Source organism: Herbaspirillum sp. SJZ107 (genome assembly GCF_006715485.1).
Lineage (GTDB): Bacteria > Pseudomonadota > Gammaproteobacteria > Burkholderiales > Burkholderiaceae_D > Telluria.
On sequence record NZ_VFNH01000003.1, the window covers coordinates 390,014 to 404,262 of the forward strand.

Here is a 14,249-nt window from a genome sequence, read left to right on the forward strand (position 1 = left end):
CAGCTTACAAGCTGATGAAATTGATGGTTGTTACAACATGTATCAGGGATCCCCGATCCCCGATCCATGCGCCGGATGGGTACATTATATGGCGGCCGTAACGCCAGAACCCAACATGGCGGGAATGTAATGCAAGGCGCTGGATGCGCCCCGCACTGCTTACGCCGCCTTGTTCAGCACCACCGTCGGCGCCACATGGTGCGCCGCTTCGTCCACCACGGCGCCCGTCATCGGCCCGTTGCCGCTGTAGCGATCCAGATACAGGTAGATCACCGGGGTGATGTACAGCGTGATCACCTGCGAGAAGATCAGGCCGCCGCACACCGCCAGCCCCAGCGGCTGGCGCAGTTCGGCGCCGGCGCCGAGGCCGAGGGCGATCGGCAGCGCGCCCATCAGCGCGGCCAGCGTCGTCATCATGATCGGACGGAAGCGCAGGATGCACGCTTCGCGGATCGCCTGCTCCGGGGTCATGCCGGCGTTGCGCTGGGCGTCCAGGGCAAAGTCGATCATCATGATCGCGTTCTTTTTCACGATACCGATCAGCATCAGGATGCCGATCATGGCGATCATCGTCAGGTCCATGTTGAACAGGCGCAGCGTCAGCAGCGCACCCACCGCCGCCGACGGCAGGCCGGCCAGGATGGTCAGCGGGTGGATGAAGCTTTCGTACAGCACGCCCAGCAGCACGTAGATCACGCCGACCGCCGCGATGATCAGGATCAACTGGCTCGACTGCGAATCCTGGAACACCGCGGCGTCGCCGCCGTATTTGGTGATGATCGAGGCCGGCAGCTTCATGTCGCGCCCCATCTGCTCGATGGCCGCGGTCGCTTCGCCCAGCGGCGCATCCGGCGCCAGGTTGAAGGACAGCGTGATGGCCTGCAGCTGGCCCTGGTGGTTGACCGCGATCGGACCGACCGTGCGCTTGACCTTCGCCAGGCTGGACAGCTGCACCAGGCGGCCATCCTTGCTGCGCACCGACAGGCGCGACAGCGCATCCTCGAACTGGCGGTCTTCGTTGGCGGTTTCCAGGATCACGTAATAGCTGGCCGCGCTCGAATAAATGGTCGAGACCTGGCGCTCGCCGAAGGCGGCGTACAGCGCGGTGCGCACGTCGCCCAGCGACACGCCGAGCGAGTTGGCCTTGTCGCGGTCGATGTCGAGCGTGGCCTGCAGGCCCTTTTCCTGGGTGTCGCTGGTGACGTCGCGGAACAGCGGATTGTTACGCATGCGCTCCATGAAATCGTTGGCGTACTGGTTGATGTCGCCGCCGGACACGCTCTGCAGCGTGTACTGGTAGCGGCTCTTGCTCTGGCGGCCGCCCAATTGCAGGTTCTGCACCGGCGCCATGTAGACGTTGATGCCGGCAACCTTTCGCGTCGACTTGCGCAGGCGCTCGAGCACCTGCGGCATCTTGTCGCGCTGCTCGCGCGCCTTGAGCACCACGAACATGCGCCCGCCGTTGCCGCCACCGGAGAACGCGGTCACGTCCTGCACCGCCGGATCGGCCTGGATCGTGGCCGCCACCCGTGCCTGCAGCGCCATCATGGCCGACGACGAGATGTCTTCCGCGGCCTCGGTGCTCACGCGCAGCTGGCCGATGTCTTCCTCGGGGAAGAAACCCTTCGGAATCGTGGTGTACATCACGGCCGTCAGCGCGAACGTGCCGAGTGCGATCATCAGCACGATGAAGCGGTACTTCAAGGCGATGTCGAGCGTCTTTTCGTAGCCGTTGCGCACGCTGGTGAAAGCGGCTTCGAAATGGCGGCCGATGAAGCTTTTCTCTTCGGTGTGATCATGCCCATGCGCCGGAAGCAGGCGCGACGCCAGCATCGGCACCAGCGTCAGCGACACCACCGCCGACACCAGGATCGCCAGGCCGACGATCACCGCGAATTCGTGGAACAGCAGGCCGATCACGCCCGGCATGAAGAAGATCGGGATGAACACGGCGATCAGCGAGATCGAGATCGAGATGATCGTGAAACCCATCTCGCGCGAACCCTCGAGCGCGGCGCGCATCGGCTTCTTGCCCATCTCGATGTGGCGCACGATGTTTTCCAGCACCACGATGGCGTCGTCGACCACCAGGCCCACGGCCAGCGTGATGCCGAGCAGCGAGATGTTGTCCAGGCTGTAGCCGAGCCAGTACAGCAGCGACAAGGCGCCGAGCAGGGAAATCGGCATCGTGACGGCCGGGATGAAGGTGGCCGAGGCGCGGTGCAGGAACAGGAAGATCACCATCACCACCAGGCCGACGGTCAGCGCCAGCGTGAAATTCACGTCGTGCAGCGCTTCGCGGATCGAGACCGAGCGGTCGTTGACCAGGTTGATCTTGATCGAGCTGGGGAGCTGCGATTCGAAGCGCGGCAGCAGGTGGCGCACGTGGTCGACCACGGCGACGGTGTTGGCGTCCGGCTGGCGCTGCACCAGCAGCACGATGGCGCGCTCGCCGTTGTAGGCGCCGTAGGCCTTGGTCGACTGGTAGCTGTCCTCGACCTCGGCCACGTCCTTCAGGCGCACCGGCTGGCCGTCGCGGGTGGCGACGATCAGTTCGCGGAAGTCGGCCGCCTTCATCATCTGCGGCGGGCCCTGGATGGTCAGCGTCTGCTGCGGACCGTCGAGGATGCCGAGCGCCGAATTCGAGTTGGCCGAGCGCAGCGCGGTCGCCAGCTCGTCCATCGTTAGGTTGCGCGCGTTCATCAGGTCGGTCTTGGCACGCACGCGCACGGCGAATTTCTTGCCGCCGTTGACCTGTACCTGGGCCACGCCCGGCAACGTCGAAATCGCCGGCGACACCAGGTTCTCGGCGTAGTCGTTCAGTTCCGACAGGTTCATCGACGGCGAGCTCATGGTCATGAACAGCACCGGGGCATCGGCCGGATTGACCTTGCGGTAGGACGGCAGGTCGGTCATTTCCTGCGGCAGCTGGCGCTGGGCCGCCAGCAGCGCGGCCTGGACGTCGACCGCGGCGGCGTTGATGTCGATCGTGGTGTCGAATTCCAGCGTCAGCGAGGTATTGCCCTGGGTGCTGGTCGAGGTGATCAGGTTGATGCCGGGGATGGTCGAGAACTGCTTCTCGAGCGGCAGCGCCACCGACGACGCCATCGTCTCCGGGCTGGCGCCGGATAGGTTGGCGTTGACGTTGATGACCGGCGTGTTATAGCTGGGCAGTGCGGCGACCGGGATATGCGAATAGGCCAGGATGCCGACCAGGATCAGGCTGATCGACAGCAGCACCACCATGATCGGCCGGCGGATGCACAGTTCGGACAGGTTCATCGCGCTCAGCCTTTATGTGCGCCGGCTTCGGCGGTCAGGGTATGTCCTTCCTTGCCGTCTTTGTTTTTGGCACCGCCCTTGTCCATCTCGGACGCGAGGCGCACCTTGCCGCCCGGGCGCACGTTCTGCTTGCCCTCGGTGATGATGGTCTCGCTGCCGCTCAAGCCGCTGACGGCGGCGTCGACGCCGAAGCCGTAGATGCGCTCCACTGGCACCTGCCTGGCCGAGCGGTCCTTGTCCAGCACGTACACGAAGGTGCCCTGGGCGCTGGTGATGATGGCGCTCTGCGGCACCACCACGGCATCCTTGATGGTCTGCACCGTGACCTTGGTGTTGACGTACTGGCCCGGCCACAGCGTGGTCTCGCGGTTGTCGAATTCGGCTTTCACCTTGATGGTGCCGGCGGTCGGGTCGACCGTGTTGTCAACGAAGCTCAGCACGCCGCTCACCGGAGACAAGCCAGCGCCCGGCAGGGCCTGCACCTCGACCTTGCCGCGCTTCTGCGCCGCCAGCAGCGCCGGCAGACTCGATTCCGGCAGGGTGAAGGCGACGTTGATCGGATCCAGCTGGGTGACCGTGGTCAGCGAGGTCGTCGGCTGCACCAGGCTGCCCGGATAGACGCCGATGCCGCCGACGCGGCCCGACATCGGCGCCCGGATCGCGGTATAGCTGGTGCTGACGCCGGCCGCGCGCGCAGCCGCGATGTCGGCCTGCAGCGTGGCGCGCGCGCCGTCGACCTGGGCGCGCAGCGTGTCGACCGCGCTCTGCGAGAAGAACTTCTGCGCCAGCAGGTCCTGGCTGCGTTTGTATTGGCGTTCGAGGTCGGCCAGCGAGGCGCGGTCGCGCTCGACCTGGGCTTGCGCCTTGTCCTGGTTGGCGCGGTCGGCGCGGTCGTCCAGCGAGAACATCAGCTCGCCCTGCTTCACGAACTGGCCTTCCTTGATGTGGACCGTGCGGATGGTGGCGGTGGTCTGCGGATGCAGGTCGACGGTGCGGATCGGGGTGACGGTGCCGTTGGCGACCTGCAGCACCGGCACGTCCTGGCGTTGCGGCGCTACCACGTTGACCACGGCCGGCGGCTGCGCACCACCCTTGCCTCCGGGGCCGCCTTCCTTGCCCGCGCCTTCGGCATGGGCGGCGTCGCCGTGATTGACGTACCACAGGCCGGCGCCGGCGGCGACGACCACGGCGGCGATGACGCCGAGATTCTTGTTCTTCATTCCACTCCCTGTGCCGCCTTGCCGGCGGCTTCGTTTTTATAGGTATTCAGCGGCTCAAAGCCGGCGATTGTCGCACACCGGCATGACAGCGGCGTGTCATCATTTGCCGGGGTAGTACTCGGGCAGCATCAGTGTCGCTTCCAAGCCACCTTCCGGGTGGTTGACCAGGCGGATGCTGCCGCCGTGCTGCTCGGCGATGTTGCGTGCGATCGTCAGGCCCAGGCCGGTGCCGCCCGACTCGCGCGAGCGCGAGGTCTCGACGCGGTAGAACGGATCGAACACCCGTCCCAGTTCGGTGGCGGGGATGCCGGGGCCGGCGTCGCGCACGCGGATGCGCGCGGCGCCGTTGATGCGGTCGACCGTCACCTTGGCCGCATGGCCATATTTGACGGCGTTGTCGATCAGGTTGACCAGGCAGCGGCGCAGGTCGAGCGGGCGGCCCAGCAGCGCCATGCCGGCATGGCCGACCAGGTCCACGCGCTGGCGGGCGTCGACGGCGTCGGCGCACACCGAATCGAGCAGCGAGTCGAGGTCGAGCATCTGCATGGTCTCGCTGGTGTCCATGCTGCGCGCCAGGTCGAGGCCTTCCTTGACCATCGCCTGCATGGCCGACAGGTCGCCGATCAGGCGTTCCTGCAGCTCTGGCTCGGAGACCTTTTCCAGGCGCAGGCGCATCCTGGTCAGGGGCGTCTGCAAATCGTGGGTGATCGCGGCCAGCATCTGGGTGCGCTGGAAGATGTACTGGCGGATGCGCGCCTGCATCGCGTTGAAGGCGGCGCTGGCCTGGCGGATCTCGTCGGCGCCGGTCAGGTCCAGCGGCGGGTGGTTGATGTCGTTGCCGAGGTCTTTCGCCGCCTGGGCCAGCTGCTTCAGCGGACGGGTGGTCATGCCTGCCACGACGTAGGCCAGGGCGCCGATGCTGGCCAGGAACAGCGCGATGGTCCAGGTGTAGTCGGTACGTTCCGGCGAGGTGGCGTAGCGCGGCGGCAGCACCGACAGCAGCAGTTCGCTGCGGTCGCGCAGGCGCACGGCGACGCTTTCGCAGGTGCCGTGCCACTTCATGCGCAGCAGGCCGAACACCACCGGCTGGTCGAGCGCGGTATCGCAGGCGCTCGGGCGCGTGGCCACCGAGCGCAGCTGGTAAGCGGGCCCCAGGCGCGCGGCCAGCGCATGCGTGAATTCGGTCTGGGACGGCGCCAGCGCCGGCGGCGGCGCGCCGCCGATGATTTCGGTCAGTTCCACGCCGGGACGGTTGGCGACTTCGAGATAGGCGGTGCGCGCCGATTGCGGCACGATCTCGGTGGCCATGATCAGCTGTTCGGCGCGGTCGAGCCAGTGCAGTTCGCGGTACTCGTCGATCACGCGCTGGCGCTCGGCGTCCGCCAGCAGCTGGGTCAGCGCCGCGGTAATCAGGATCCCCAGCAACAGCGTGCCGAATACGCGGCCCGTCATCGAGCCGAGGAAGGCTCTCACGCAGCGGGCTCCACGCTGACCTGGCCGGCCAGCACGTAGCCGCCGTTGCGCACGGTCTTGATAATCTGCGGCATGCGCGCGTCCTCGCCCAGCTTCTGGCGCAGGCGGCTGATCTGGATGTCGATCGAGCGGTCGAACGGATCGGCGTCGCGGCCCTGGGTCAGGTTCAGCAGCTGGTCGCGGTTGAGCACGCGGTTCGGGTGTTCCAGGAACACGCGCAGCAGGCGGAATTCGGCGCCCGACAGCATGATCACCACGCCCTGGGGATTGACCAGGTGGCGCGCGGTCAGGTCCAGGGTCCAGCCCGAGAATTTCATCTGCTGCACGTTTTCCGTCTGCGAGTTCGGCGGCATCGCGTGGCTGCGGCGCAGCACGCTGCGGATGCGCGCCAGCAGCTCGCGCGGCTCGAAGGGCTTCGGCAGGTAGTCGTCGGCGCCCATCTCGAGGCCGAGGATGCGGTCGAGCGGCTCGTTGCGCGCGGTGAGCATGATCACCGGCAGGGTCGAGTTCGCGCGCAGCTTGCGGCACAGCGTCAGGCCGTCGTCGCCCGGCAGGTTCAGGTCGAGCACGATCAGGTCGGGGCGCGACTCGTCGAGCATTTTCCACATGGCATTGCCGTCGCCGGCAGCCAGCGCGCGGTAGCCGTTGGCTTCCAGGTAGTCGGCCAGCAGCGACCGGATATCGCGGTCATCGTCGACGATCAGAATGGTTGATTGCGTATCCATGGCGTCATTATCCTGACTTCGCGCACCCCTGAACAGCCACTTTGTATCGGCGTGTATATGGATGCATAGGCGAAACAAATTGATACAAAGAGTGGGACAGCGGACACGCCCGGCTTACATCTGCCACCGATGATATGTCCATGCCGCGAGCCTTTTCGCGGCGGGCCGCGGCGGCCTGATCCGCCGCCCTCACCTACTAGGGACATACAACATGACTACCTTTCGCAAAAACCTCCTGAGCGCACTGGCTGCACTGTCGATGGGCGCGGCTGCCCTGGGCGCCCATGCCCAGACCCAGGCCCCGGACGGCGCCAACCAGGGCCGCTACGGCCATGCCGTCAGCCAGGAACAGCGTGCCGCGTTCAAGGCCAAGCGGGCCGAGTTCCAGGCCAAGCGCGTGGCGCAACTGCACGACGAGCTGAAGATCACGCCGGCGCAGGAAACCGCCTGGAACGCCTTCGTCGCCTCGATGAAGCCGCAGGCCCGCGGCGCACGTCCGGACCGCGCTGCGCAGGCCGGCCTCAGCGCCCCGCAGCGCCTGGCGCAGCACATCGAACGCCAGAAGCAGCGCACTGCCATGATGGAGCAGCGCCTGGGCGCCGTGAACAGCTTCTATGCCGTGCTGACGCCGGAGCAGAAGAAGACCTTCGACGACAAGGCGGCGCGCCTGCAGGGCCATGGCGGCAAGCATGGCGGCCGCGGCGGCTGGCAGCATCGCGGCGCTGGCGCCGCCGATAGCGCACGCGGCTGATCCGCTTTCTGCAACATCCTGACGAGGGAGGCTCCGGCCTCCCTTTTTCATGCGCGGCTGCCTGTCCTTGAGCATGCCCAAGTCCCCGCCTCCACTTGACGCACTGCATGGCCGGCCCATGCAGACAATACCATAATTATTTCCCATAAGAAATTTACTGGGAAAACTGATGCCCCGTTCGTCCGCCGCCGTGATCTTCGCCTGCGCTGCCGTGGCGATCGTGCCTGCGCGCGCCGCCGACCCGCTGGCCGGCGTGGTGCTGGACCAGACGGTCACGGTGGCCGGGCATGCGTTCTACCAAGCCTTCTGCATGTTCTGGCACGACAAGCCGATGAGCGACATATTCGCGGTCGCGGTACGCGAACTGCCGTCGGCACGGCGCGGCAGCCAGGTCGTGGTCGAGCATGCGGGGCGGACCGTGTTCCGCAGCGTGCTGCCGCCGGCACGTGCCGAGGTGGCGCCGCTGGGCCAGCAGGCAGTCGACCTGTCCTACGACGCAGTGGCGAATGCGGAGGTGGGCCGCCTGCTGTTCAGCCAGGATGAACTGGCACCGGATGAATTCTGAGGAGACGACCATGGGAGCAGGCAGAACCACCCGGCTGGCGGCTGCAGGCGCGCTGCTGGCAGTGACGATCGCGTTGTCCGGCCCTGCGCCGGCGAGCGAACTGGTGTACGTGCCGACCAACCCCGCCTTCGGCGGCAGCCCGCTGAATGCCAGCGGCTTCCTCAGCATGGCGCAGATGACCAACAAGCACAAGGACGCCAGCGACGCCGCGTCGGGCAAGCAGAGCGGGCTGGAGCAGTTTACCGACATGCTGGAGCGTTCGGTGCTGAGCCAGCTGTCGGCGGCCGCCACCGCCGGCGTGATGGGCTCGGGCGGCAAGCTGCATCCGGGTTCGGTCGAAACCGGCAACTTCCGGATCGACATCGTCGATGCCGGCGGCGGCGTGCTGGTGATCACCACCACCGACAAGACCACCGGCCAGTCGACCTCGTTCCAGATCGGGAGCCAATGATGATCGGCGCCCGTGTCCTTGCGGCGTGCACCCTGCTGCTGTCGGCGTGCAGCATCAGCCATCCGCCTGCGGTGGCGAATGCAGGCGCGCAGCTGACGCCGGCCACGAACCTGACGCGCGAACTGACGCGCCTGCCCCAGCCGAAAGGCAAGATCGTCGTCGCCGTGTACGGCTTCCGCGACCAGACCGGGCAGTACAAGCCGGCGCCCGACAGTTCGTTTTCGACCGCCGTCACCCAAAGCGCCGCCTCGATCCTGATCAAGGCCCTGCTCGATTCCGGCTGGTTCATCCCGGTAGAGCGGGAAAACCTGCAGAACCTGCTGACCGAGCGCAAGGTCGTGCGGGCGCTCGAGGCACCGGACAAGTCGCAGCCGCCGGTATCGGTGCCGCAACTGCTGCCGGCCTCGGTGATCGTCGAAGGCGGCATCACTGCCTACGAGAGCAATGTCCGCACCGGCGGGCTCGGCGCGAATTACCTGGGCGTCGGCCTGTCGACCCAGTACCGCGTCGACCAGGTGACGGTCGGCCTGCGCACCGTCGACATCCGCAGCGGCAAGGTGCTGAACAGCATTTCGACCACCAAGGCGATCTATTCCTACGAAATCCGGCCGACCGTGTTCAAGTTCGTCAACTTCAAGGACCTGGTGCAGTTCGAGGCCGGGATGACCCGCAACGAACCGGCCCAGCTGTGCGTGCGCGAAGCGATCGAGGCGGCGGTCATGCACCTGGTGGCGCAGGGCATCGAGGACGGCCAGTGGTCCCTGAAAGACGATAGCGAACGCGACGGCACCCTGCTGCGCCGTTACGGGCGCCACGCCGAATCCTGATTTTTCCCCCACACCCAAAGGAGTTTCACCATGATGGAGCATGAGCGGATGCGCGGCTGGCGCGCGGCCGGTATCGGCGGTTGGCTGGCGCTGGCGGCGCTGGCGCTGGGTGCGAGCGCGCCAGCAGCGGCCGGCGACCTGGCCGGACCGGAATTCGCAGCCGGCAGCGGGCTGGACGCATCGATTTCGCAGCGCGGCTGGCACAACCGCGCTGCCGTCGAGCAGCGCGGCATCGACCAGCTTGCCCGGCTCGGCCAGCAGGGCATCGGCAACCGGATCGATGTCTCCCAGAACGGCTACCACAACAGCGCGCAAGTGAATCAGCAGGGCAACGGCAATCTCGTCAGCCTCGACCAGCGCGGCGGCGCCAACCTGGCCAACATTACGCAACGCGGCGACGAGCGCGTCGCCCAGATCGAACAGTTCGGCGATCACAACCGGGTCAACCTCGTGCAGGGCCCGCACTCGCCGAACATCAGCCTGAGCCAGCGTGGCAACGGCAACGTAGCAAACCTGGTCCAGTACTAGGCAACGGATCTTCGCAACCGTCTTTCTTCCCTATCCCACTTCAAGGAGCCCATCATGAAACAGCTGTCCTCTTTTGCCGCCTGCGCCATCGTCCTCGCCATCGCCGCGGCCCCGGCCGGCGCCCAGGACTCGGCCTTCATCCAGCAAGTCGAAGCGAACGCCAGCATGGCCACCATCGATCAGATCGGCTCGCTCGGCAACAACTACGCCACCATCGACCAGGTACCCGGCGCCTTCGGCGGCAACAACGGCAACGACGCCCGCGTCTTTCAGAGCAACGTCGGCAATGCGGATGCCCGCATCTATCAATCGGGCGACATGAACAGCTACGCGATCTGGCAGACCAATGGCCAGGGCTTGCGCGCCGCCATCAACGCCTTCGGCGCGGAGATGGGCGACTCGGGCGGCCAGTCCAACAATGCAAGGATCGACCAGACCGGGGTCGAGTCGGGCGCCGCGATCGACGTTGCCGGCTACAGCAGCTTCAACCGCGCCGACATCATGCAGAGCGGCGGCTATAACCAGGCCGGTATCCGCCAGCTCTACACCAGCAACAACAACGCCTCGATCTACCAGGCGGGATACGGCCAGCAGGCCACGATCGACCAGCGCGGCGGCGGCGGCAACATGGCCATGATCCGCCAGGGTTATTGAATCCGGCGCCGGGCCGGGTTGCAGGCGGGGTTGTCCCCGCCTTTTTTCATGGCGCCGCGTGTGCAGTCGTTACTGAAGTTTTCCGAGCGAGCCCAGGAATTTGTTGGTGTCCTGGTAGCCGATCACGCGGCTGTCCGCGATTTCGCGGCCCTGGCGGTCGAACAGGATGATCCCCGGCGGCCCGAACAGCCCGAAGCGCTTGAGCAGCGCACGGTCGGCGGCATCGTTGGCGGTGACGTCGACCTGCAGCAGCAGGGTGTTCGCCAGGCGCGCCTTGACCGCGGGATCGACGAAGGTCAGCTTTTCCATCTCCTTGCACGACACGCACCAGTCCGCATAGAAATCGAGCATGGCGGTTTTTCCACCGGTCCGGGCCAGCGCGGCATCGAGCTGCTCGACGGTCTTGATGCGGGTGAAGGCCAGCGGCTGCGCCGGCGCGCCGCCGCGCGTGAGGTGGGCCAGCGGCGCCAGCGGATCGCGGCCGCCGCTGGCGATGCCGACCAGCTGGGTCGCGCCCAGCACCGCGCATGCAGCGCCCAGGGCCATGGCGGCCCAGTGGCCCTTGCCCTTCAACAGATAAAAGCCGTAGCCGAGCAGCAGCGCGGCCCACAGCACCATCTGCGCCAAGGCCGGCAGCACCGGCGTCACCATCCACAGGGCCATCGCCAGCATCAGCACGCCGAAGAAGCGCTTCACCGATTCCATCCACATGCCGGCGCGCGGCAGCAGCGAACCGGCCGACACGCCGACCAGCAGCAACGGGATGCTCATCCCGGCCGCCATCGCGAACAGCGCGGCACCGCCGATCAGGACGTCGCGGGTCTGGCTGATGTAGACCAGCGCGCCGGCCAGCGGCGCAGCCACGCAGGGACCGACGATCAGGGCCGAGATCGCGCCCATGACGAACACGCCGGCCAGCTTGCCGCCGGACTGGCGCCCGGAGGCGCTCGCCAGGCGCGACTGCAGGCTGGCGGGCACCTGCAGCTGGTAGACGTTGAACATCGACAGGGCCATCACCACGATCAGCAGCGCGAAGGCGGACAGTACCCAGGGATTCTGCAGCGCCGCCGACAGGCCCTCGCCGACCAGGCCGGCGGCCACGCCGAGCGCGGTGTAGACGATGGCCATGCCGAGCGAATAGGCGACCGACAGGATGAAGCCGCGCGCTTTCTTGACCTGCTTGCCCTCGCCGACGATGATCGACGACAGGATCGGCACCATCGGCAGCACGCAGGGGGTGAAGGCCAGGCCCAGTCCGAGCAGGACGAAGGCCGGCACGATGGCGAGCAGGCGGCCGCCCTGCAGCAGGCTGGCGATGCCGGACAGCTCGGACGGGGCCGCTGCCGGTGCCGGTGCCGGTGCCGAAGCGGCGCTCGCCGCGCCGGCTGGAGCTGCCGGCGGCTGGCTGGCCGGGGTGTCGACCTGCGGTGCGGCCTGGCCCGGCAGCGAGAACTGCGGCGCATTGCCGAGGCCGCTGCCCTGCCCGCCCTGGCCGAGCGGCAGGCCAGGCTGCGCCGCAGCCGCCACGCTGCCTGCCACCAACTGGACCGACGCATCCTGAGGCGGATAGCACAGGCCCTTGTCGGCGCAGCCCTGGCCGGTGGCATTCAGCGTAAAGGGCCCGTTGCCCTCGACCGGGATGCGGATCTCGACGCCCTTGTGATAGGTCTCGACGTTCTTGTTGAAGGTCTCGTCGAACTTGATCTTGCCCGGCGGGACCAGGGGCGCGCCCAGCTGGGCGCCGGTGGCGGTGAACTTGAAGCGCTCGCGGTACATGTAGTAGCCGTCGGCGATCGCGTAGTTCACCACGACGGTGTGGGCGTCCAGCATGCGCGCAGAGAACTGGAAAGCCTGTTCGGGCGGCAGGAAATCGTCGTCGGCGCGGGCAGGCGCGGCCAGCAGTGCGGCCCAGGACAACAGCAAGGCGAATATAAATCGGGACATGGATGGCTTATCAGGATTCTGCGCAGCGGAAATGGTACACCGCTCGAGCATGCGACGCATGAAGGCGAAAAAAAACCAGGCACGCGGCCTGGTTCCTTTGATGCTACCGGTCGATTACTCGGCGGTCGGTGCGCTCTCGTCGACGCCGACTTCCGGACGGTCAACCAGTTCCACGTAGGCCATCGGTGCATTGTCGCCAACGCGGAAGCCCATCTTCAGGATACGGGTGTAACCGCCGTTGCGGTTGGCGAAGCGCGGGCCGATTTCGGCGAACAGCTTCTGGACGATCTCGCGGTCCCGCAGGCGGGCGAAGGCCAGGCGCTTGTTGGCCAGGTTGTCGTTCTTGCCCAGGGTGATGATCGGCTCGACGACTTTGCGCAGTTCCTTGGCTTTCGGAACGGTGGTCTTGATCGCTTCGTGACGCAGCAGCGAAACGGTCATGTTGCGCAGCATGGCCAGGCGGTGGGACGAAGTACGGTTCAGCTTACGGAGGCCGTGACGGTGACGCATGGTAAATCCTTTCGAGTGTTTTAAATTCCAGTTCTTCGATCGTTCATGCGCATCGACGCATGACCGCGGACCGGTTCTAAGGGGTTATAAACCGCCCGTGCGGAATTGCACGGGCGGCGGTACTGCAAATTACTTCTCCAGACCAGCCGGCGGCCAGTTCTCGAGTTTCATGCCGAGGGTCAGACCGCGGGAAGCCAGGACTTCCTTGATCTCGTTCAGCGACTTGCGGCCCAGGTTCGGGGTCTTCAGCAGTTCGTTTTCCGAACGCTGGATCAGGTCGCCGATGTAGTAGATGTTCTCGGCCTTCAGGCAGTTTGCCGAACGGACGGTCAGTTCCAGGTCGTCGACCGGACGCAGCAGGATCGGATCGACCAGCGGTGCGCGCGACGGCGCTTCCGCAGCGGCTTCGGTGCCTTCCAGGGCGGCGAACACGTTCAGCTGGTCGACCAGCACGCGTGCCGACTGGCGGATCGCCTCTTCCGGGGTGATGACGCCGTTGGTCTCGATGTTGATGATCAGCTTGTCCAGGTCGGTACGCTGTTCGACGCGGGCCGATTCCACCGCGTAGGACACGCGGCGCACCGGCGAGAACGATGCATCCAGGATGATGCGGCCGATGGTCTTGTTGGTGTCTTCCGACAGGCGGCGGACGTTACCCGGCACGTAGCCACGGCCTTTTTCGACCTTGATCTGCATGTCCAGCTTGCCGCCGGCGGTCAGGTGGGCGATCACGTGCTCCGGATTGATCAGTTCCACGTCATGCGGCAGATCGATGTCGGAAGCCAGGACCGGACCTTCGCCGTCCTTCTTGAGGGTCAGCGTCACGGAGTCACGATTGTGCACCTTGAACACGACGCCCTTCAGGTTCAGCAGCAGGTCGACCACGTCTTCCTGCACGCCGTCCAGCGACGAGTACTCGTGCACGACGCCGGCGATCGTCACTTCGGTCGGCGCGTAGCCGATCATCGACGACAGCAGGACGCGGCGCAGCGCGTTACCCAGCGTGTGACCATAACCACGTTCGAACGGCTCCATCACGACTTTCGCGTGGCCGGCGCCGAGAGCTTCGACGTCGATGATACGTGGCTTCAACAAACTATTTTGCATGGGTGTCCTCTTCAATACCCTCGGCTCGTTACACCGATAAGGCTGATGGCATCAGTGAAAACGCCTGCTTCTTCGAGCAGGCGGTGAAACGAATTCGGTGTTTTGACGGCGCAGCTGGTACACCGTCGTCCCCGCGCAGGCGGGGACCCAAGTTGGCTTTCGTACTAATCAACCAAACTTGGGCCCCCGCCTTCGCGGGGGTGACAAATCGG

The 14,249-nt window shown here is 66.1% G+C and carries 13 protein-coding genes; 6 read left to right on the plus strand and 7 right to left on the minus strand.

All coding sequences use genetic code 11. The features are described 5' to 3' along the window. Positions 1-159: 159 nt before the first annotated feature. The 4 genes from FBX97_RS19825 to FBX97_RS19840 form a co-directional block, all read right to left on the minus strand. The gene (locus FBX97_RS19825) at positions 160-3,282 is read right to left on the minus strand and encodes an efflux RND transporter permease subunit (protein ID WP_141835620.1); all 3,123 of its coding nucleotides are present in this window, start codon (positions 3,280-3,282) and stop codon (positions 160-162) included. A gap of 5 nt (positions 3,283-3,287) precedes the next feature. Continuing rightward, positions 3,288-4,502, minus strand: a complete 1,215-nt coding sequence (locus FBX97_RS19830; RefSeq protein WP_141835623.1) for an efflux RND transporter periplasmic adaptor subunit — start codon at positions 4,500-4,502, stop codon at positions 3,288-3,290. A gap of 99 nt (positions 4,503-4,601) precedes the next feature. Further along, on the minus strand, positions 4,602-5,975 hold the full coding sequence (locus tag FBX97_RS19835; protein ID WP_141835626.1) for an ATP-binding protein: 1,374 nt from the start codon (positions 5,973-5,975) through the stop codon (positions 4,602-4,604). Further along, positions 5,972-6,700: a response regulator gene (locus FBX97_RS19840; RefSeq protein WP_141835628.1), complete on the minus strand. Its 729-nt coding sequence runs from the start codon at positions 6,698-6,700 to the stop codon at positions 5,972-5,974. Before FBX97_RS19840 ends, FBX97_RS19835 begins: the two co-directional genes overlap by 4 nt. A gap of 211 nt (positions 6,701-6,911) precedes the next feature. Here FBX97_RS19840 and FBX97_RS19845 point away from each other — a divergent pair, with 211 nt between their 5' ends. From FBX97_RS19845 to FBX97_RS19870, 6 genes are all read left to right on the plus strand, one after another. Further along, positions 6,912-7,451 (plus strand): Spy/CpxP family protein refolding chaperone, encoded by a 540-nt coding sequence (locus FBX97_RS19845; protein ID WP_141835631.1) that lies wholly within the window; start codon positions 6,912-6,914, stop codon positions 7,449-7,451. Between the two features lie 169 nt (positions 7,452-7,620). Next, complete coding sequence (locus FBX97_RS19850; protein WP_141835634.1) at positions 7,621-8,016, plus strand: CsgE family curli-type amyloid fiber assembly protein; 396 nt, start codon at positions 7,621-7,623, stop codon at positions 8,014-8,016. Between the two features lie 10 nt (positions 8,017-8,026). After that, entirely contained in the window at positions 8,027-8,467 is a 441-nt protein-coding gene (locus tag FBX97_RS19855; protein WP_141835637.1) for a curli assembly protein CsgF, read from the plus strand. Next, positions 8,467-9,294, plus strand: a complete 828-nt coding sequence (locus tag FBX97_RS19860; RefSeq protein WP_255517561.1) for a CsgG/HfaB family protein — start codon at positions 8,467-8,469, stop codon at positions 9,292-9,294. Before FBX97_RS19855 ends, FBX97_RS19860 begins: the two co-directional genes overlap by 1 nt. A gap of 30 nt (positions 9,295-9,324) precedes the next feature. After that, positions 9,325-9,822, plus strand: a complete 498-nt coding sequence (locus tag FBX97_RS19865; protein WP_141835643.1) for a hypothetical protein — start codon at positions 9,325-9,327, stop codon at positions 9,820-9,822. A 54-nt stretch (positions 9,823-9,876) separates the two neighbouring features. Beyond that, a complete protein-coding gene (locus FBX97_RS19870) occupies positions 9,877-10,476 on the plus strand; it encodes a hypothetical protein (protein ID WP_141835646.1) in 600 nt (199 codons plus the stop codon). A gap of 69 nt (positions 10,477-10,545) precedes the next feature. Here FBX97_RS19870 and dsbD read toward each other — a convergent pair whose 3' ends face one another. The 3 genes from dsbD to rpoA all read right to left on the minus strand — a co-directional run bounded on the left by dsbD (position 10,546) and on the right by rpoA (position 14,037). Further along, on the minus strand, positions 10,546-12,420 hold the full coding sequence (dsbD, locus tag FBX97_RS19875; RefSeq protein WP_141835649.1) for a protein-disulfide reductase DsbD: 1,875 nt from the start codon (positions 12,418-12,420) through the stop codon (positions 10,546-10,548). A gap of 114 nt (positions 12,421-12,534) precedes the next feature. Beyond that, positions 12,535-12,930, minus strand: coding sequence for a 50S ribosomal protein L17 (gene rplQ / locus FBX97_RS19880; protein WP_141835652.1), 396 nt, complete (start codon positions 12,928-12,930; stop codon positions 12,535-12,537). A gap of 129 nt (positions 12,931-13,059) precedes the next feature. Continuing rightward, on the minus strand, positions 13,060-14,037 hold the full coding sequence (gene rpoA, locus FBX97_RS19885; RefSeq protein ID WP_141835655.1) for a DNA-directed RNA polymerase subunit alpha: 978 nt from the start codon (positions 14,035-14,037) through the stop codon (positions 13,060-13,062). Positions 14,038-14,249: the final 212 nt, after the last annotated feature.

Bases quoted from the DNA above. Each gene is read 5' to 3' on its own strand.
- FBX97_RS19865 (WP_141835643.1), top strand. From the start codon at position 9,325: ATGATGGAGCATGAGCGGATGCGCGGCTGGCGCGCGGCCGGTATCGGC.
- FBX97_RS19830 (WP_141835623.1), bottom strand. From the start codon at position 4,502: ATGAAGAACAAGAATCTCGGCGTCATCGCCGCCGTGGTCGTCGCCGCC.
- rpoA (WP_141835655.1), bottom strand. From the start codon at position 14,037: ATGCAAAATAGTTTGTTGAAGCCACGTATCATCGACGTCGAAGCTCTC.
- FBX97_RS19855 (WP_141835637.1), top strand. From the start codon at position 8,027: ATGGGAGCAGGCAGAACCACCCGGCTGGCGGCTGCAGGCGCGCTGCTG.
- FBX97_RS19840 (WP_141835628.1), bottom strand. From the start codon at position 6,700: ATGGATACGCAATCAACCATTCTGATCGTCGACGATGACCGCGATATC.
- FBX97_RS19845 (WP_141835631.1), top strand. From the start codon at position 6,912: ATGACTACCTTTCGCAAAAACCTCCTGAGCGCACTGGCTGCACTGTCG.
- FBX97_RS19850 (WP_141835634.1), top strand. From the start codon at position 7,621: ATGCCCCGTTCGTCCGCCGCCGTGATCTTCGCCTGCGCTGCCGTGGCG.
- dsbD (WP_141835649.1), bottom strand. From the start codon at position 12,420: ATGTCCCGATTTATATTCGCCTTGCTGTTGTCCTGGGCCGCACTGCTG.
- rplQ (WP_141835652.1), bottom strand. From the start codon at position 12,930: ATGCGTCACCGTCACGGCCTCCGTAAGCTGAACCGTACTTCGTCCCAC.
- FBX97_RS19870 (WP_141835646.1), top strand. From the start codon at position 9,877: ATGAAACAGCTGTCCTCTTTTGCCGCCTGCGCCATCGTCCTCGCCATC.
- FBX97_RS19860 (WP_255517561.1), top strand. From the start codon at position 8,467: ATGATCGGCGCCCGTGTCCTTGCGGCGTGCACCCTGCTGCTGTCGGCG.
- FBX97_RS19825 (WP_141835620.1), bottom strand. From the start codon at position 3,282: ATGAACCTGTCCGAACTGTGCATCCGCCGGCCGATCATGGTGGTGCTG.